At 69.3% G+C, this 19,063-nt stretch carries 15 protein-coding genes; 1 reads left to right on the forward strand and 14 read right to left on the reverse strand.

Annotation, left to right across the window (positions count from 1 at the left end):
- Positions 1-42: 42 nt before the first annotated feature.
- The 14 genes from QNA08_RS05340 to QNA08_RS05405 form a co-directional block, all read right to left on the reverse strand.
- Entirely contained in the window at positions 43-1,542 is a 1,500-nt protein-coding gene (locus QNA08_RS05340) for a phosphomannomutase/phosphoglucomutase (protein ID WP_283739632.1), read from the reverse strand.
- Positions 1,543-1,785: 243 nt separating this feature from the next.
- On the reverse strand, positions 1,786-2,325 hold the full coding sequence (locus QNA08_RS05345; protein WP_283739633.1) for a retropepsin-like aspartic protease family protein: 540 nt from the start codon (positions 2,323-2,325) through the stop codon (positions 1,786-1,788).
- A gap of 166 nt (positions 2,326-2,491) precedes the next feature.
- Positions 2,492-3,400, reverse strand: a complete 909-nt coding sequence (locus QNA08_RS05350; protein WP_283739634.1) for a ribokinase — start codon at positions 3,398-3,400, stop codon at positions 2,492-2,494.
- A gap of 51 nt (positions 3,401-3,451) precedes the next feature.
- The gene (gene upp / locus QNA08_RS05355) at positions 3,452-4,081 is read right to left on the reverse strand and encodes a uracil phosphoribosyltransferase (protein WP_283739635.1); all 630 of its coding nucleotides are present in this window, start codon (positions 4,079-4,081) and stop codon (positions 3,452-3,454) included.
- A gap of 100 nt (positions 4,082-4,181) precedes the next feature.
- Entirely contained in the window at positions 4,182-5,438 is a 1,257-nt protein-coding gene (locus tag QNA08_RS05360; RefSeq protein ID WP_283739636.1) for a URC4/urg3 family protein, read from the reverse strand.
- 38 nt (positions 5,439-5,476) lie between these two features.
- The gene (locus QNA08_RS05365) at positions 5,477-6,736 is read right to left on the reverse strand and encodes a GTP cyclohydrolase II (RefSeq protein ID WP_283739637.1); all 1,260 of its coding nucleotides are present in this window, start codon (positions 6,734-6,736) and stop codon (positions 5,477-5,479) included.
- 141 nt (positions 6,737-6,877) lie between these two features.
- Entirely contained in the window at positions 6,878-8,176 is a 1,299-nt protein-coding gene (locus QNA08_RS05370; protein WP_283739638.1) for an aminotransferase class V-fold PLP-dependent enzyme, read from the reverse strand.
- A gap of 99 nt (positions 8,177-8,275) precedes the next feature.
- Entirely contained in the window at positions 8,276-9,499 is a 1,224-nt protein-coding gene (locus tag QNA08_RS05375) for a phosphopentomutase (RefSeq protein WP_283739639.1), read from the reverse strand.
- A gap of 166 nt (positions 9,500-9,665) precedes the next feature.
- The gene (locus QNA08_RS05380) at positions 9,666-11,297 is read right to left on the reverse strand and encodes an ABC transporter ATP-binding protein (RefSeq protein ID WP_283739640.1); all 1,632 of its coding nucleotides are present in this window, start codon (positions 11,295-11,297) and stop codon (positions 9,666-9,668) included.
- The gene (locus QNA08_RS05385; RefSeq protein WP_283739641.1) at positions 11,294-12,439 is read right to left on the reverse strand and encodes an ABC transporter permease; all 1,146 of its coding nucleotides are present in this window, start codon (positions 12,437-12,439) and stop codon (positions 11,294-11,296) included. The genes QNA08_RS05380 and QNA08_RS05385 overlap by 4 nt, the downstream gene beginning before the upstream one ends.
- Before the next feature lie 3 nt (positions 12,440-12,442).
- Positions 12,443-13,552, reverse strand: a complete 1,110-nt coding sequence (locus QNA08_RS05390) for a microcin C ABC transporter permease YejB (RefSeq protein ID WP_283739642.1) — start codon at positions 13,550-13,552, stop codon at positions 12,443-12,445.
- Between the two features lie 89 nt (positions 13,553-13,641).
- Positions 13,642-15,516, reverse strand: a complete 1,875-nt coding sequence (locus tag QNA08_RS05395; protein ID WP_283739643.1) for an extracellular solute-binding protein — start codon at positions 15,514-15,516, stop codon at positions 13,642-13,644.
- Positions 15,513-17,363 carry an extracellular solute-binding protein gene (locus tag QNA08_RS05400; protein ID WP_422679863.1) on the reverse strand — a complete coding sequence of 617 codons (1,851 nt, stop codon included), beginning with the start codon at positions 17,361-17,363 and terminating at the stop codon, positions 15,513-15,515. The genes QNA08_RS05395 and QNA08_RS05400 overlap by 4 nt, the downstream gene beginning before the upstream one ends.
- 225 nt (positions 17,364-17,588) lie before the next feature.
- A complete protein-coding gene (locus QNA08_RS05405) occupies positions 17,589-18,131 on the reverse strand; it encodes a c-type cytochrome (RefSeq protein WP_283739644.1) in 543 nt (180 codons plus the stop codon).
- Between the two features lie 182 nt (positions 18,132-18,313).
- Between QNA08_RS05405 and QNA08_RS05410 the strand changes: the two genes are divergently transcribed.
- Positions 18,314-19,057 (forward strand): 3-deoxy-manno-octulosonate cytidylyltransferase, encoded by a 744-nt coding sequence (locus QNA08_RS05410; protein WP_283739645.1) that lies wholly within the window; start codon positions 18,314-18,316, stop codon positions 19,055-19,057.
- Positions 19,058-19,063 lie beyond the last annotated feature (6 nt).

Raw genomic sequence — 19,063 nt, forward strand, 5'->3', positions numbered from 1 at the left:
GCGGCCGTTCTGCTGTTCGGCCTGCAGCGCGCTGATTGACCGTCAGATCGTCTGGTTGTAGGCGCCCACTTCCGGGTTCTCGCGGATGACGCCGTCGACCGCCTTGAACATCTCGCGCATGCGCTCTTCCGACACCGGGCTCTCGACGACGACGACGAGCTCCGGCTTGTTGGAGGAGGCGCGCACGAGGCCCCACGTGCCGTCCTCGGCCACGACGCGCACGCCGTTGACGGTGACGAGGTCGCGGATCTTCTGGCCGGCGACCGCGCCGCCCCCGGCCTTCACGCTCTCGAAGCGCTTCACCACGCGGTCGACGACCTCGTACTTGATCTCGTCGGCGCAGTGGGGGGCCATGGTCGGCGTGCCCCAGGTGCGCGGCAGCGCCCGGTAGAGGTCGGCCATGCTCTTGTCCGGGTTGCGGTCGAGCATGTCGCAGACGGCGAGCGCGGTGACGAGGCCGTCGTCGTAGCCCCGGCCGATCGGGGCATTGAAGAAGAAGTGGCCGGATTTCTCGAAGCCGGCGAGGGCGTTGAGCTCGGTGACGCGGCGTTTGATGTAGCTGTGGCCGGTCTTCCAGTAGTCGGCCTTGACGCCGTTCTCGCGCAGGACCGGATCGGTGATGAAGAGGCCGGTCGACTTCACGTCGACGACGAAGGTCGCGCCCGGATGGAGCGCGGAGAGGTCGCGCGCCAGCATGACGCCGATCTTGTCGGCGAAGATCTCCTCGCCCTCGTTGTCGACGACGCCGCAGCGGTCACCGTCGCCGTCGAAGCCGAGGCCGACATCCGCCCCCGTCTCGCGCACCTTGTCCGCGATGGCATGAAGCATCTTCATGTCCTCGGGATTGGGGTTGTAGCGAGGGAAGGTGTGGTCGAGCTCGGTGTCGAGGGGGATGACCTCGCAGCCGATCGCCTCGAGCACCTGCGGCGCGAAGGCGCCGGCCGTGCCGTTGCCGCAGGCGGCGACCACCTTGAGTCGGCGCTTGATCTTCGGCCGGTCGGTCAGGTCGGCGATGTAGCGCGCCGCGAAGTTCTCGACGAATTCGTAAGTCCCGCCGGGCTGCAGCCGGAAGGCGGCGGAGAGCACGATCTCCTTCAGCCGCCCCATCTCCTCGGGGCCGAAGGTGAGCGGGCGATTGGCGCCCATCTTCACGCCTGTCCAGCCGTTGTCGTTGTGCGAGGCGGTGACCATCGCGACCGCCGGCACGTCGAGCGCGAACTGCGCGAAATAGGCCATGGGCGAGAGCGCGAGGCCGATGTCCTTGACCCTGATGCCGGCCGCCATGAGGCCGGAGACGAGCGCGTATTTGATGGCGGAGGAATAGCCGCGGAAGTCGTGGCCGGTGATGATCTCGGGCCTGACGCCGAGTTCGTGGATGAGCGTGCCGAGGCCCATGCCGAGCGCCTGCACGCCCATCAGGTTGATTTCCTTCTGGAACAGCCAGCGCGCGTCGTACTCGCGGAAGCCCGTCGGCTTCACCATCGGCAGCGACTCGTAGTCGTAGGTGTTCGGCGTCAGCGAGGGAAGGGGCTTCGGAAACATGTCGTTCGCTTCATCCTTGTGGCGTGACGGCTCGGGATCATATCCGACGGTTGTCAGCATCCGGTGGAACGGTCCGATTCACAACGTCGGTCGATGGTCGATGGGCCTTGTCCGGCGGGTGGGAGCCACCCGGTGGATAGCGCAACGGCGTTACCGTTCAATGGCGATTTCCCGATGCATGGCGGTCTTGTCGCGGGCGAAGGCGGCGGAAGATGGGCCGTCCGCTGAACGTTCGTTCAGCCTTCACGGTTTCAGCACCATGCGGTCGGGACCTGTCTCGAAGCCGGAGAGGCGCGACAGGAACGACATGCCGAGGAGGCTGCCGCTCGCGAGCAGGCCCCTCGGCAAGACCACGGCGCGCACGTCGCGCAGGCGGATGCCGGCGAGCTCGACCTCGCGCAGCGTGACCTCCGCCCCCCTGGCGATGCCGTTCGCCGTGTACAGCGTGAACTTGTAGTCGCTCGGGAAGGGGCGGATGCCGGCCCGCGCCGCATCCTCCTCCGACAGGGATACAAGGCTCGCGCCGGTGTCGACCATCATGCGCACACGCGCGCCGTTGATCAGCGTGTCGGCGAAGAAGTGGCCGTTGCGCGCAGCGGGGAGCACCACCGCCGTCCCGCTCGCCCGGGCAGCTCCCTGCGCGCCCGGCGCGGCTCCCGCTGACGCGAGGTCCGCGTCCGGGAAGCGGGATGCGAGGCGCGAAGCGAGGTCGCTCGTGGCGAAAAGGGCGACGCCCGCAATGGCCACGGCGGTGGCCGCCGTCTTGGCGAAGAGGCCCGTCATGGACGTTTCGTCGTCATCCTCATGTCTTGCGGTTCGCGCCTGCGAGACTCCGCATACGTCTCCCGCCGACGCATCGGCGGGAGACGGCGCCATGATGCGGTGAGGCGGTGAAAGGTCGGTTGCCGCGATGCCGAGAATGCGTGATGGCGGGGTCCTTCGCCCGGGGTCAGGCGAAATGGGCCGTGACGGCGGCCTCGATCTCCGCCGCGCGCGGCAGGCTCGGCTGAGCTCCGGCCCTGGTGCAGGCGAGCCCGCCGGCGGCGACACCGCGGTGCAGGGCGCCGCCGAAGCCGAAGCCCCGGTCGAGCGCGGCGGCGAAGGCGCCGCAGAAGGCATCGCCCGCCGCAGTCGTGTCCACGACCGCGACCGGCAGGGCCGGGCCGGCGCGGCGCACGCCCCGCGTCCAGCCGACCACGCCCTGGGCGCCGAGCGTGACGATGGTGGCGATGCCGCGCTCCTCGTCCATGTGCTTCGCCACGGCGAGCGGGTCCTCGCTGTCGAGTGCGAGCGCCTCGGCGAGGAGGGCAGCCTCGTGCTCGTTCATGACGAGAATGTCGAGGAGGGCGAGGAGCGCCGGATCGGGCGCGCCCGCCGGCGCCAGGTTGAGCATGACGCGGGTGCCGCGCGCCTTGGCCGCCTCGGCGGCGGCGAGGCATTCGGCCTCGGGCACCTCCCGTTGCAGGAGAAGGAGATCCCCCTCGCCGAAGGCGAGGTTCTCGAGCTGCGCCGCCTTGGCCGCGCCGTTGGCGCCGGCCGCCACCACGATGGCGTTCTCGCCCCGGTCGTCGACCGAGATGAAGGCCGCGCCGGTGGGCGTGTCCACGCGGGCGACGCCGGAGATGTCGACGCCCTCGGCCACGAGCAGCGACAGCGCCGCCTCCGCCAGGCCGTCGTGGCCCACGGCGCCGACCATGGCGACCCTGGCGCCGGCACGCGCGGCGGCGAGGGCCTGGTTCGCGCCCTTGCCGCCGGGATGAACGGCGTAGGCAGGGCCGAGCACGGTCTCGCCCGGGCCCGGGATGCGCGGCACGCGGGTCACGAGATCGGCGTTGAGCGAGCCGAAGACGACGATCATGGCCGTTCGCTTCCTCCCATCGGCGCGCGGCGCGGCCTCAGGGCCACCGGATCACTTGGTGCCGTACATGCGGTCGCCGGCGTCGCCGAGGCCCGGCACGATGTAGCCATGGTCGTTGAGGTGGCTGTCGACCGAGGCCGTCCAGATGTGCACGTCGGGGTGGGCGGCGCGCAGCTTGCGCACGCCTTCGGGCGCAGCGAGGAGGCAGACGAAGCGGATATCCCTGGCGCCGTGCTCCTTCAGGCGGTCGATCGCGGCAACGGCCGAGTTCGCCGTGGCGAGCATCGGGTCCATGACCACGACGAGGCGCTCGGCGAGGTCGGAGGGCGCCTTGAAATAGTATTCGACAGCGGTGAGCGTCTCGGGGTCACGGTAGAGGCCGATGTGGGCGACACGCGCTGCCGGCACGAGGCTCAGCATGCCGTCGAGAAAGCCGACGCCGGCACGCAGGATGGGCGCGAAGACGAGCTTCTTGCCGGCGATGACCGGCGCCGTCATGGCGCCGAGCGGCGTCTCGATCTCCACCTGTTCGAGCGGCAGATCGCGCGTCACCTCGTAGCAGAGCAGCATGCCGATCTCGTTCAGGAGCTGGCGGAAGCCCTTGGTCGAGCGGGCCTTGTCCCGCATCAGGGTCAGCTTGTGCTGCACGAGGGGGTGCGTGACGATGGTGACGCCGTCCATCGGTTGCTCCGATTGTCTCGCGTTGGGTCGGGCGGCATGCCCAGGGTCGGGAAAGGTCGCCATCACCTAACCACCGACCGCCCGCCCCGGCCAAGAGGCTTCAGAACACGGTGCCGTCGCTCACGATGGAAAGCGGTGGAGAACCGTTGCCGCGGCGCTCCCTGGCCATGCGCCGCCCCGCCGACCAGGTGCCGCCCTCCAGCACCTTGGCGAGCGGAAGCTCCTCGGCTGTGCGGCCGAGCCGCTGCCGGACGAGCGCGGCGATCTCGTCGAGGAGCGCCACGGTGAGCGCCCGCCATTCGACGACGAGGGGCGAGCCGACGCTGTGGGTGCGCCCACCGTCCGCCGCGTCCTTGAGGCGGATGACGCCCATGTCGAGGAGGAGCCCGCCGTTGCGATATTCGGGCAGCCCCGTGAGGCCGTCGATGTGGGTGACGGCAATGCCGGCCTCCTGCAGCGGCTCGATGAGCGAGTAGGCGAGCCACTGGGAGAGCTTGTGAAAGGGCACGAGCCCGGCCGTGCCGTCCGTGCCCGGCGCAAGCGGATGTTCCCAGGTATCGCCGAGATCGACGCCGCCGAGGCTGAGCCGGGCCGGCCAGATCGGACCGAGATGGGTCAGGATGGCGGACAGGATGGCCTCGGCCGGCAGCGTTCCGCCCTCGGCCTGCGCGAGGAGGTAGTCGAACAGGCCGCCCGGCCGCGGATCGTCGACCCAGGCGAAGACGTCCGGGTTGGCGGCGACGACGGCGCCGAGGCGATTGAGGAGTGAGGCCCGGCCGGGAAGGCCGACGAGCGGATTGTCCGGCCCCGCCGCAAAGCCGCGCGCGAGGAGCTCCGGCGTGACCGCCTGCAGTGCGCCGGCATCGGCGCGCAGCGGATGGCGCGGGTCCGAGGAGAAGAGCCCTGCCTCGGCCATGCGCAGGGATGCGACCGCGAGGCCCTCCGAGCGGGCGTAACGCTCGCCCGTTTCGCGCTCCGCATAAGACCAGCCGGGACCGGCGCCGGCGTCGAGCAGCACGCTGACGATGGCGATGTCGAAGGCGGCGCGGCCACGCTCGATCGCGCTGGTCCAGCGGCGGTTCCTGGTGAGGGTGCCCCAGCGGTCGAAACCGCCGACCGAGAAATGCCGCCAGCGGGCATGGAACGGGATGTCGAGCGCCGGATAGTTGCGGCGCATGGTGTCGAGCACGTAATCGGCGGTCGCCGGCAGGCGGTCGAGATCGACGGTGCAGGCGAGGAGCCCGTCCTCCCGCGCGAGGGCGAGCATCGCCCGCGCCCGCTCCCGCACGGCGCGCGCGCTGAGAAGGCCACGGGCGGCGTCGGCCAGCGTGGGCGCATCCGGCGCGGGTTCGTGCATCGCTTCGGTTCCCGTTCGTTGCGCAGTCGCTCCGGCGGTCAAGGCGTGTCGAGCGAGCGGCCGATCGTGCTCCTGAGGTCGTCGCTCGTCGGCGCACCGTCCGGCGTGTAGTAGCCGGCGGCCTTCTTCGCCGCGAGCTCCACCCTGGCGTCGGGCGGCACGAGCTCGTCGGGGATGGGCACGCGCTCGACGATGTCGATGCCCGCAGCGACGATCGCCTCGTGTTTCATGTTCGACATGGAGACGAAGCGGTCGATGCGGCGGATGCCGAGCCAGCGCAGCACGTCGGGCATGAGCTGCTGGAAGCGCGCATCCTGCACCCCCGCCACGCATTCGGTACGCTCGAAATAGGTCGCGGCCTGATCGCCGCCCTCCTGCCGCTTGCGGGCGTTGTAGACGAGGAATTTCGTCACCTCGCCAAGCGCACGGCCCTCCTTGCGGTTGTAGACGATGACGCCGGCGCCGCCGCGCTGCGCCTCCTTCACGCATTCCTCGATGCCGTGGATGAGGTAGGGGCGGCAGGTGCAGATGTCGGAGCCGAAGACGTCCGAGCCGTTGCACTCGTCGTGCACGCGGCAGGCGACGGTGCGCTTCTCGTCGGTGAGCGCGGCGACGTCGCCGACGATATAGACGGTCGCGCCGCCGATCGGCGGAAGGAAGACGTGCATGTCCGGCCGCGTCACGAGCTCCGGGAACATGCCGCCCGTCTGCTCGAAGAGGGTGCGCCTCAGGTGCTGCTCCGACACGCCGAAGCGCCTGGCGACGCCGGGCAGGTACCACACGGGATCGATGGCGATCTTGGTGACGGCGATGTCGCCGGAGGGCTTCAGGATGCCGCCGTCGGGCGCGAGCCGGCGGCCCGCCATGGCGGCGAGGATCTCGGGCAGGTTGAGGCGCGCCTTGGTGACCGCGATGGTGGGACGGATGTCGAGCCCCTCGGCCACCTCCTGCGCGAAATCGACCGCGACCCGATGCCCCCAGGGATCGAGCGACACGATCGCGTCGGGATCGCTCCATTGCGGGTAGGGGCCGATGGTCTCGGCCGGGTCGGTATTGGTGAGGTCCGGCCGCATCAGGGGGTTGAGCGCGCCGGCCGACACCGCGAGTGCGCGATAGACGGAGTAGGCGCCGCCGTGCGTGCCGATGACGTTGCGCTCGGCCGGGTCGGTGACGGAGCCGATGACGGGTCCGCGCTCCCGGGCCGTGGCGGCGCCCCAGTGGATGGGATGGCGCGCCGGCGCGTCGGGCTGGGGATGCGACGTGAGGCGGATGTGGGTCGATCGGTTCGGCGAGGTCATGGCCGCACTCGCGAAGTGGAAAGGCCCCCGAAACTCCGTTTCGAGGGCCCGTCTGTCTCGACCTCGTCAAGCCTGCCCCAGCCGCGAAGCGCCGTCAACAAGCGGGACGCCCGGCGTGCGCTTAGGCGGCGGCCGCTCCGATCAGGCTCCCGTGACGGCGCCCAGCGCCGCGACCAGCCGGTCGAGTTCCGCCTCGGTCGTGTGGAGCGCCGGCGACACGCGGATGCACTGGCCCTTGGCGACGCCGGCGCGGCGCACGGTCAGCACCCGGTGCTTGTCGCGCAGCGTGCCGACGATGGCGTTGTTGTCGTCCCTGGAGCCCTTGCCTGCCAGGCGGAAGGAGGTAATGCCGGCGTGCATGCTGGCATCGTCGGGCGTCAGGATCTCGATGGCAGGCAGTTTGCGCGCGCGCTCCACCCAGTAGTTCCGCAGGTGGCGCAGCCGGGCCTCCTTAGCGGCGGCGGTGATGCTCTCGTGCAGGTCGATGGCCGCCGGTACGGTGAGCGCCGCCGCGAAGTTCAGGGTGCCGGTGTGGACGCGTGAGCGGATGTCGTCCGCCGGCCAGTCCTCGTCGGCGAAGTGGCGGTCGATGTCGCCGAGACGCTGCTTGCGGACGTAGAGGAAGCCGACGCCGACCGGCGCGCCGATCCACTTGTGCAGGTTGAAGCCGACGAAATCGGCACCGAGGTCGCTGACGTTGAAGTCGATCTGCCCCCACGAATGGGCGGCGTCGACGATGACATCCACACCCCTCTCCCTCGCCATGGCGGCGATCTCCCGGATCGGCATGACGAGACCCGTGCGGTGCGACAGGTGCGTGAGCAGCAGGAGCTTCGCCCCGGGCGTCCCGGCCAGCACGCGCCGGTAGGTGTCGAGCACGCTGTCGCGCGTCGCCGGTTCGGGAATGGCGAAGGTCTTCACCTCGACCCCGCGCCGCTCCTTCAGCCAGTTCATGGCGTATTGCATGGAGTCGTAGTCGAGGTCCGAATAGAGCGCGACGTCGCCGGCCTTCAGTTTGTTGTAGCCGGCGATCAGCACCTGCAGGGCCTCGGTCGCGCCGCGTGTCAGGGCGATCTCGTCCGGCTGCGCGCCGACGGCCATGGCCACGCGCTGGCGCGTCGCCTCGAAGTCCTTCGGGAATGTGCCGCGGGCATAGACCGTGTTCTGCCGGTTCACGCGTTCGGTGTTCTCGATGTAGGCCTGCAGCACCGGGCGGGCCATGATGCCCCAGTAGCCGTTCTCGAGATTGGCGATGGAGCGGTCGACGTCGTAGAGATCGCGCACCGAGGCCCAGAAGGCCTCGTCGGTCGGCAGCACCGGTGCGCTGCGCGACGGAGCCTGCCATGTCTCGGCAGCACTGGCCGGCCGGGCGGCCGCAAGACCGACGGCTCCGGCCGCCGCCCCCAGAAGAAGATGCCTGCGCTGAAGATCCGTTGTCATGGTCCGGGCCCGAACGTTGAAGCTTGAGGCTTCTAGGCACGGGTCTGTGACGGCTTCATTTCGGTGGGCGCGCCTGCGGCGTGGTTCCGCCCCCGCGGCTCAAGCCGTCCACGGTTTGCCCGGGCCGAGAACGGGGAGGCCGAGATGCGCCGCCACCGTCTCGCCGATGTCGGCGAAGGTTTCGCGGCGGCCGATGCAGCCCGGCGCAAGCCCGGGGCCGAAGGCGACCACGGGGATCTGCTCGCGCGTGTGGTCGCTGCCGCGCCAGGTGGGGTCGTTGCCGTGGTCGGCGGTGACGATTGCGACATCGCCCGGCCGCAGCGCTGCCTCGATCTCCGGCAGGCGCGCGTCGAAGGCCTCGAGCGCCGCGGCATAGCCCGCGACGTCGCGCCTGTGGCCGTAGAGCGTGTCGAAATCGACGAGGTTCGAGAAGACGAGGCCGCCGTCGGGCAGGGTGCGGAAGGCCTCGATGGTGGCGGTGAGCACCGCGTCGTTGCCGTGCGGCTTGATCTCCTCGCCCGTGCTGCGATGGGCGAAGATGTCGCCGATCTTGCCGACGCTCACCACGCGGCGACCGGCGGCCATCGCCCGGTCGAGGATCGTGCCGTCCGGCGGCGGCATGGCGAAATCCTTGCGGTTGCCGGTGCGCGTGAAGCCGGTCTGCGGCGTGCCCACGAAGGGGCGGGCGATGACGCGGCCGATCTTGAGCGGATCGACGAGGAGACGGACGGCCCGGCACAGGTCGTAGAGCCGCTCGAGCCCGAAGGTCTCCTCGTGGGCGGCGATCTGGAAGACGGAATCGACCGAGGTGTAGCAGATGGGCTTGCCCGTGCGCATGTGCTCGGTGCCGAGCTCCTCGATGATCGCCGTGCCTGGTGCGTGCCGGTTGCCGAGGATGCCGGGGAGCCCGCCGGCGCGGATGACGGCCTCCGTGAGCTCGGGCGGAAAGCTCGGCCATGTGTCGGGAAAGTAGCCCCAGGCGAAGGGCGCGGCGCGACCGGCGATCTCCCAATGGCCCGACGGCGTATCCTTGCCCTTCGACACCTCCGCTGCGCAGCCCCATTGCCCGCGTGGCGCGGCGGGCCTCTCCACGCCGGCGAGTGGCCGGCCGCTCGACAGTTCGGCGGCATGGGCGAGACCGAGGGCGGCAAGGCGGGGCAGGGCGAGCGGCCCGGAGCGCAGGCCCGCCTGGTCGCCGCGGCCGGTGGCGCAGGCCTCGGCGATATGGCCGAGCGTGTCGGCGCCCCCGTCGCCGAAGGCCGCGGCGTCGCGGGCGCCGCCGGCGCCGACGGAATCGAGGACGATGAGGAGAGCGCGAGGCATGTGTCTGCCGGTCTTGTCCTGGTCCTGGGGGGATCGGCTCGCGGCCGGGGCCGGCGGCGATGGGCCACCCGGATGCCGCTTGCGGTACTCCGGTCTTACAGGCGCGGCGGGCGCGGGTGAAATGATAAAGTATTTCGGATTGTTTATCGCATCGTGCGGCGGCCGGTCATTCGCGCACCACACCTTTCTCCGCCGTCTCCAGCTTGAAGGCAGCGGCGAAAAGGGCGCGCGTGTAGTCCGTCTTCGGGCGCTCGAACAGCTCGTCCGCCGGCCCCTCTTCGACCACGCGACCATCCTGCATGACCACAACGGTGTTGGAGAGGGCTCTCACCACCTTCAGGTCGTGGCTGATGAACATGTAGGCGAGCCTCTTGCGCTGCTGCAGGTCGCGCAGCAGCTCGACGATCTGCGCCTGCACCGACATGTCGAGCGCCGAGGTCGGCTCGTCGAGCACGACGAAGCGCGGGTCGAGCGCCATGGCGCGGGCGATGGCGATGCGCTGGCGCTGCCCGCCCGAGAATTCGTGCGGGTAGCGGTCCATGGCGGCCGGATCGAGGCCGACGTCGAGCAGCGCGCGGGCGACGACCTCGCGCCGCTCCTCGTAGGAGAGCCCCCGCTTCTGCACGAGGAGCCCCTCCTCCACGATCTCGGCCACCGACAGGCGGGGGGAAAGCGATCCGTAGGGGTCCTGGAAGACGACCTGCATCGCCTTGCGCAGGGGGCGCATGGCCCGCGAGCCGAGCCCGTCGATCCCCTGCCCGAGGAAGACGATGGGGCCCTCGGAGCGGATGAGGCGCAGGATGGCGAGGCCGAGCGTCGTCTTGCCGGAGCCCGACTCGCCCACGACCCCGACGGTCTCGCCCTCGCGCACCCGGAGGGACACGCCGTCGACCGCCTTCACGTGCCCGACCGTCCGGCGCAGGAAACCGCGCTTGATGGGAAACCAGACCTTGACGGGCCCGGCCTCGACGATGACGGGCGCATCCGCCGGGACGGGGTGCGCCCTGCCCTTCGGCTCGGCGGCGAGGAGCTTGCGCGTATAGGGGTGCTGCGGGTTGTCGAAGATCTCGGCCACCGGGCCGGCCTCGACGATCTCGCCCTTGGTCATGACGCAGACGCGGTCGGCGAACTTCCTGACGATGCCGAGGTCATGCGTGATGAACAGCATGGCCATGCCGAGGCGAGCCTTGAGGTCCTTCAGCAGCGCCAGGATCTGCGCCTGCACCGTCACGTCGAGCGCCGTCGTCGGTTCGTCGGCGATGAGCAGGTCCGGCTCGTTGGCGAGCGCCATGGCGATCATGACGCGCTGGCGCTGCCCGCCGGAGAGCTGGTGCGGATAGGCGTCGAGGCGGGCGGCGGCGTCGCGGATGCCGACAAGCTCGAGAAGCTCGAGCGTGCGGCGGCGCGCGGCCTCACCGTTGACGCCCTTGTGCAGCTTGAGGATTTCGCCGATCTGCCGCGCGATGGTATGGAGCGGATTGAGCGAGGTCATCGGCTCCTGGAACACCATGGTGATGTCATTGCCGCGCACCTGTCTGAGCTCGTCCTCGGACAGGGCGAGCAGGTCGCGCCCCTTGAACAGGATGCGTCCCGACGGATGGTGGGCGGCGGGGTAGTTGAGGAGGCGCAGCACGGAGAGCGCCGAGACCGACTTGCCCGAGCCCGACTCGCCGACGAGCGCCACCGTCTCGCCGGGCTTGACGTCGAAGGAGATGCGGTCGACGGCGAGCGTGCTCTGGCCACCCTGGGTGAAGGCGACCGACAGGTCCTCGACCGAGAGGAGGGGCGCCGCGCTCATGCGAAGGTCTTCCGTGGGTCGAAGGCGTCGCGCACGGCCTCGCCCGTGAAGATGAGCAGCGAGAGCATGAGGGCGATGATGAAGAACCCGGTGAGGCCGAGCCAGGGGGCCTGGAGGTTGGCCTTGCCCTGGGCGAGGAGCTCGCCGAGCGAGGGCGAGCCCGGCGGCAGGCCAAAGCCCAGGAAGTCGAGCGAGGTGAGCGTCGTGATCGAGCCGTTGAGGATGAACGGCAGGAAGGTCAGCGTTGCCACCATGGCGTTCGGCAGGAGGTGCTTGAACATGATGGTGAGGTTGGACAGGCCGAGCGCCCGCGCCGCACGCACATATTCGAAGTTGCGCGCGCGCAGGAACTCAGCACGCACCACGCCGACGAGCGATACCCAGGAGAAGAGAAGGAGGATGCCGAGCAGCACGAAGAAGCTCGGCGTGATGATCGCCGAGATGATGATGAGCAGATAGAGCGAGGGGATCGCCGTCCAGATCTCGATGACGCGCTGGAAGACAAGGTCGATCCAGCCGCCGAAATAGCCCTGCACGGCACCGGCCGCGATGCCGATGACGGAGGAGATGCCGGCGAGGATGAGGCCGAAGAGGACGGAGAGGCGGAAGCCGTAGATCAGCCGGGCGACGACGTCGCGACCCTGGTCGTCGGTGCCGAGCCAGTTCCATTCGATGTCGCGGCAGCCGAGCCCTTGCCGGCCGCCGCCCGCGACGCGCTCGGCGATGGGCCGGCACTGCTCGTCGCTCAGCATCCAGGTCGGCGGGGCGGGCGCCGGCACGGGCAGGTCGAGGTTGTGCGTGTTGTAGGAGAAGCGGATCGGCGGCCAGAGCATCCAGCCGTTCGCCTCGATCTCCCTGGCGATGACGGGATCGCGATAGTCCGTGCGCGCCAGGAAGCCGCCGAACTTCTCCTCCGGATAGTCGACGAAGACCGGATAGAGCAGCTCGCCCTTGTAGGAGGCGAGGATCGGCCTGTCATTGGCGATGAACTCGGCGAACAGGCTTGCGCCGAAGAGCACGAGGAAGATCCAGAAGGACCAGTAGCCGCGCTTGTTCGCCTTGAAGTTCTGCAGCCGCCGCCGGTTGACCGGCGAGAGCCTGAGCAGGCCCTTGTGCGGCAGGGGCGGGGCGAGGCGCTCCACGACTCAGACCTCCCGCGTCTCGAAATCGATCCGCGGATCGATCCAGGTGTAGGTCAGGTCCGAGATGAGGTTCACGGCGAGGCCAAGCAGCGAGAAGATGTAGAGATTGGCGAAGACCACCGGATAGTCGCGGTTGACGATGGACTCGAAGGACAGGAGCCCCAAGCCGTCGAGGGAGAAGATCGTCTCGATGAGCAGCGAGCCGGCGAAGAAGGCGTGGATGAAGGCGCCAGGGAAGCCCGCGATGACGATGAGCATGGCGTTGCGGAAGACGTGGCCGTAAAGCACCTGCCGCTCGGCGAGCCCCTTCATGCGGGCGGTCAGCACGTATTGCTTGCGGATCTCGTCCAGGAAGGAGTTCTTCGTCAGGAGCGTCGACGTGGCGAAGGCGCCGAGCGCCATCGCCGTGATGGGCAGGGCGACGTGCCAGATGTAGTCGAGTACCTTGCCGCCCGGCGAGAGCTGGTCCCAGTTCTCCGACCACAGGCCGCGCAAGGGGAAGATCTGCCAGAACGAGCCGCCGGCAAAGAGCACGATGAGCAGGATGGCGAAGAGGAAGCTCGGGATGGCATAGCCGACGATGACGACCGCCGAGGTCCACATGTCGAAGCGCGAGCCGTCGCGCACCGCCTTGGCGACGCCGAGCGGGATCGAGATGGCGTAGGAGAGCAGGGTCATCCACAGGCCGAGCGTGACGGAGACCGGCAGCTTCTCCCGGATCAGCTGGATCACGGAGACGTCGCGGAAGTAGCTCTTGCCGAAATTGAAGGTGGCGTAGTTCTTGAGCATGAGAAAGAAGCGCTCGTGCGCCGGCTTGTCGAAGCCGAACTGCTTCTCGAGCTGCTTGATGAAGGCCGGGTCGAGCCCCTGGGCACCCCGGTAGCGGGAGGTGACCGCATCCGCGCCGCCGCCCGGCTGCGCCTGGCCTGCGCCGAAGTCGCCGCCCCCGCCGCCGATGCGGGATGCGGCTGCGGTGTCGCTGCCCTGCAGCTGGGCGATGACCCGCTCGACCGGCCCGCCGGGCGCGAACTGCACGATGACGAAGGAGATGAGCATGATCCCGAGGATGGTCGGGATCATCAGGAGGAGACGGCGCGCGATATAGGCGAACATCGGTGGCGACCGCTCCTCACCTCGCCCCGCCGGCGGGGCGCGCCATTAGGGGATGCGCGCCGATGACTGCGTGACCGGGTCCCAAATCCTCATCCCTTGAAGTTGATTCGCTTGGCCTTGGCCTCGTCATACCACCACGTCGCCGGCGCGCCGGTCGCATATTTCGGCTGGCGGTCGGGACGCGAGAAGACGTCCCAATAAGCCACCCAGCTGTCGGCGCGGAACCACATCGGCACCCAATAATGGCCGGCCCGCAGCACCCGGTCGAGGGCGCGGCAGGCGACCACGAGCTCCGCCCGGCTCGCAGCCGCGGTGACGCGATCGATCAGCGCGTCCACCACCGGATCGGCGATGCCGGCGATGTTGCGCGTGCCCGGCGTGCGTGCGGCCTGGGAGCCGTAGACGACGCGCAGGGAATCGCCCGGCAGGAGGCTGCCGCCGAGCGCCATGCTCGCCATGTCGAAGTCGAACTCGTCCATGCGCCGCCGGTATTGTGCTGCGTCGACGATGCGGGAGCGGGCGTTGATGCCGAGCTTGCGCAGGTTCTGCTGGAAGGGCTCGGTGTGCGGCTGCAGGGCCGCCTGGAAATCGAGAAACTCGATGTCGAAGGGCTGGCCGCTCGGCAGCCTGAGCACGCGGCCGTCGCGCCGGCAGCCGGCCGCGCGCAGGAGCTCGTCGGCCTGACGCAAGAGGTTGCGGTCGCTGCCCGAGCCGTCGGAGACCGGCGGCGACACCGGCTCGCCGAACACCGTCTCCGGCACCTTGCCGCGGAAGGGTTCGAGGAGGGCGAGTTCCTCCGCCGAGGGCGATCCCTTCGCCTCCATGTCCGTGTTGCCGAAGAAGGATCTCTGCCGCTGGTAGGACGAGAACATGATGTTCGCGTTCGTCCATTCGAAGTCGAAGCACAGGCCGATCGCCTGGCGGATGCGAACGTCCGCGAACATCTCGCGTCGCGTGTTGAAGTACCAGCCCTGCGTCGGTGTCGCGGCCCCGTTCGGGAGCTTCTCGCGCTTGACGCGGCCGTCACGTACGGCGGGAAAGTCGTAGCCGGTGGCCCAGAGGCGCGCCGTATATTCCTCGTTGTAGTTGTAGACGCCCGACTTGAAGGCCTCGAAGGCCACCTGCCGGTCGCGGAAATACTCGTAGCGGATACGGTCGAAATTGTTCAGGCCGGCGTTGACCGGGAGGTCCTTCGCCCAATAGTCCGGCACGCGCTCGAACTCGATGAAGCGCCCGACCTCGAAGCGCCCGACGCGGTACGCACCGGAGCCGAGCGGGGGCTCGAGCGTTGCCGCCTCGAAGTCGCGGCCCGTCCAGTAGGCCTTCGAGAAGATGGGCAGCGAGGCGACGATGAGATGCAGGTCGCGGCTGCGCCGCGGTGTGAAGCGGACCGCGACGACGCCGTCGCCTTCCGCCTCCGCCCCGGCGAGCTCGCTGAGCACCGTGCGGAAGCTCGGGTGGCCCTTGGTCTTCAGGAGATCGAGCGAGAAGGCCACGTCGGCCGCGGTCAGGCGCGAGCCGTCGTGGAAGCGCGCCTCGGGGCGCAGCAGGAAGCGGTAGGTCAGTCGGTCGGGCGCCACGCGCACGGCGCGCGCCACGAGGCCGTACAGCGCATCCGGCTCGTCGCCGGAACCGACCATCAGCGTATCGTAGGTCAGGTCCATGCCGGCGGCGCCGTCACCCTTCAGCACGTGGATGTTCAGCGTGTTGAAGGTGTCGAAGTTCTGGTTGCCGATCGACTGCCTGATCTGCAGCGACAGGGTGCCGCCCTTCGGCGCCTGCGGGTTCACATAGGGAAAGTGCTTGAAATCCGGCGGGAGCGCGAGCTCGCCGAAGGTCGACAGGCCGTGGCGCTCCTCCTCGGCAGCCCCGGCGAGAAGGCGTGGCGGGAGGAGGCCGCTCGCGAGCGTGGCAGCTCCGAGGGCGAGCGTCGAGCGGCGTGACATGCGGTCCGGGGGGGTCATCGCGCGGCTCCGGTCCTGGCGGCGCGCACGGCATCCCACCACCAAACGGTCGGGAAGGCCGAGCCGCCGTATGCCGGCAGTTTCTCGGGGCGGGCGAAGCGGTCCCACCGCGCCGTCCATTCGAGGCCGAGCGCCCATTGCGGCACGACGTAATGGTTCCACAGGAGCACGCGGTCGAGCGCCCTCGTCGCGGCCACGAGTTCTTCCCGGTCCTTCGCATAGACGATGCGCTCGATGAGCGCATCCACGGCCGGATTGCGGATGCCCGCAATGTTGGAGGAGCCTGGCCGGTCCGCCGCCGCGGAGCCCCAGAAATCGCGTTGCTCGTTTCCGGGAGAGAGCGACTGCGGCCACACCATGGTGGTCACGTCGAAGTCGAAGCTGCGCAGGCGGTTCTGATACTGGGCGATGTCCACGATGCGCAGCGTCACCGTGATGCCGATGCGCTCCAGCGCGGCCTTGTAGGCAAGGCCGTAGCGCTCGAGGGACTGATCGTGGCCCAGCATCTCGACGGTGAAGGGGGCGCCGGTCTTGCCGTCGACGAGCTGCCGCCCCTGGAGGCGGTAGCCGGCCTCCTGCAGGAGGCGCTGGGCCTCGCGCAGGTTGTCGCGCACGGCCTGCGGGCCGGCGTTCACCGGGTTCCTGTAGGGCGTCGTGAACACCTCCGGCGGTACCCCGTCCCGAACGCCTTCGAGAATCTCCCTCTCCTTGCCCTCGGGCAGGCCGGAGGACGCAAGCTCCGTGCCGAAGAAGTAGGAGTCGATGCGCTTGTAGAGGCCGTGGAACAGCGTGCGGTTCGCCTCCTCGAAGTCGAAGGCGTGGTTGAAGGCGAGGCGTACGCGCGGGTCCTTGAACTTGTCGCGGCGCAGGTTGAAGACGAAAGCCTGCATCCGCCCGCTGCCGCGGTCGGGGAACTCCTCGCGCTTGACGCGCCCCTCGCGGACGGCGGGAAAATCGTAGGCCGTCGACCAGTTCTTGGCGAGATTCTCGCGGCGAAAGTCGATGCGATCGCCCTTGAAGGCCTCGAAGAGGACGGTGGCGTCACGATAGTAGTCGTAACGCACCTCGTCGAAATTGTCAGTACCGCGGTTGACCGGCAGATCCTTGCCCCAATAGTCCTTCACGCGTTCGTACAGGGCGTAGCGCCCGGGCTCGAAGCTCTTCAGGCGATAGGCGCCCGAGCCGACCGGCGGCTCCAGCGTCGTCTGCGTGATGTCACGCCTGCGGCCGGCCTTGTCTGTGCCCTCCCACCAGTGCTTCGGCAGCACGATGAGCTGGCCGACGATCTGTGGCAATTCGCGGTTGCCCTTCTGGTCGAAGGTGAAGGTGACCTCGCGGTCGCCGGTCTTCTCCGCCCTGGCGACGTTCTTCCAGTAGAGCGCGAACTGCGGCGCATTGGCCTTCAGGACCTCGAAGGAGAAGATGATGTCCTCGGGCTTGATCGGCTCGCCGTCGTGGAAGCGCGCTTGCGGGCGCAGGCGGAAGGTGACGGAGGAATAGTCGTCCGGGTGATAGACCGCCTCCGCCACCTGGCCGTAGGCCGTGCTCGCCTCGTCGAGCGAGGGGGCCAGGAGGCTGTCGTAGAGGCGACCGATACCGGCCTCGAGGTCGCCCTTCACGCCGGCGACGACGATGTTGAAATTGTCGAAGCCGCCCTGCACGCCGAGCCGCACGAGACCGCCCTTGGGCGCATCCGGGTTCACGTAGTCGAAATGCGGGAAATCGGCAGGATATTTCGGCGTACCGAGGAGCGAGAGCGCATGGCGCCAGGGCATGTCCCCGGCGGCAGCGACGCCCGGCGCCAAAACGAGAAGGCAGGCGAGCACGAAGCTTGCGGTGCGGCACAGGTTCAAACCGGTCTCCTCCCCCTGCGGGTGCACCACGGGCCTCCCGAACAGCAGGCACGCTGGCGCGGTCCTTCGCCGAGAATATGACGGTCGGAGCCTGCGCCGCCAGTCGTTGCGCAAGATCGCGGTCGGAAGCGCGCCGTCAGCGCCCGGGCGGCGGCAGCGGGAATCAAAAAGGCCGGGCGGGAGCCCGGCCTTCGATGCCCGACAGAGCCGCGGCGCCGCTCATTGCGGCAGCGGCTTGGGGCTGTCGGCGAGCGTGCGCAGATAGGCGAGGATGTCGGCGCGCTCCTCGGCCTTGGGCACGCCGGCGAAGGCCATCGCCGTGCCGGGAACAGCCTTCTTCGGGTTCTGGAGGAAGGCGTCGAGCAGCTCGTAGCCCCAGTCGCCGCCATGGCTCTTCATGGCGCCCGAGTAGCCGAAGCCCGCATGCGAGGCGACGGCGCGACCCACCACGTCGTAGAGATTGGGACCGACCTTGTTCGGACCGCCCTTGCTGAAATCGTGGCAGGAGAGGCACTTCTTGGCCGCGGCCTCACCCTTCTTGGGGTCGGCCTTGGCGAGCAGGACGGGCAGGGGCTCGGCGGGAGCCTGAGCCTGGCCGGCGGCGCCGGCGGCGGCCGTCTCTTCCGCGCCAGGCAGGTCGTAACCCGGAACGGCGGGCTTCTTCGGGGCGAAGATGATGCCCGCCAGGATGTTGAGGCCCATGGCGAAGAGGAGGGTGCCGAGCACGGCGCCCGCGATCTTGTTGAGCTCGAAGGAATCCATCGATGAGCGGCTCCGGGTCCGGCGACACGGACGGGGGACGGCAAACGCGAGAGCCGCCCGGCGGGTGCCGGACGGCCGCGGATGATTACCCGCTTTGCCGCGCGCCTGGCAACTCGTATAGCTGTGCACCCCCTTGCTACCTTTTGCCGCCTTTGCGGCGAGATCCTGTCCGCCTGGTTCCGATGCCCAATCCTGTCGTCCTCATCCCTGCGCGCATGGCCGCGACCCGTCTGCCGGGCAAGCCGCTTGCCGACATCAACGGCGCACCCATGATCGTCCACGTCGTGCGCCGTGCCGAGGAAGCCGGCATCGGCCCCGTCGCGGTCGCGACCGATTCGCCCGACATCGCGACGGCCGTGGAAGCTGCGGGCGGTCGCGCCGTGATGACGCGCGCCGACCACGCCTCGGGGTCCGACCGCATCTTCGAGGCCCTGCAGGTGCTCGACCCGGACGGGCGGCACGATGTCGTCGTCAATGTCCAGGGCGACCTGCCGACCATCGATCCGGAGGCGATCGCGGCTGCGGTGGGGCCGCTCGCCGATCCGGAGGTCGACATAGCCACGCTTGCGGCCGTCATCACGCGCGAGGAGGAGAAGACGGAGCCGAGCGTCGTCAAGGCCGTGGGCAGCGAGATCGCCCCCGGACGTCTGCGTGCGCTCTACTTCACCCGCGCCACGGCGCCCTACGGCGAGGGGCCGCTCTTCCATCACATCGGCCTCTACGCCTATCGCCGCGCGGCGCTGGCGCGCTTCGTGGCGCTGCCGCCGTCGCCTCTGGAGCGGCGCGAGAAGCTCGAGCAACTGCGCGCGCTCGAGGCGGGCATGCGCATCGACGTCGTCGTCGTGGACGACGTGCCGCTCGGCGTCGACACGCCGCACGACCTGGAGCGGGCGCGCACCATCCTCGCCGCCCGCCGAGACGATTGATCTTCG

The organism is Chelatococcus albus (genome assembly GCF_030067675.1).
Taxonomy (GTDB): Bacteria; Pseudomonadota; Alphaproteobacteria; order Rhizobiales; family Beijerinckiaceae; genus Chelatococcus_A; species Chelatococcus_A albus.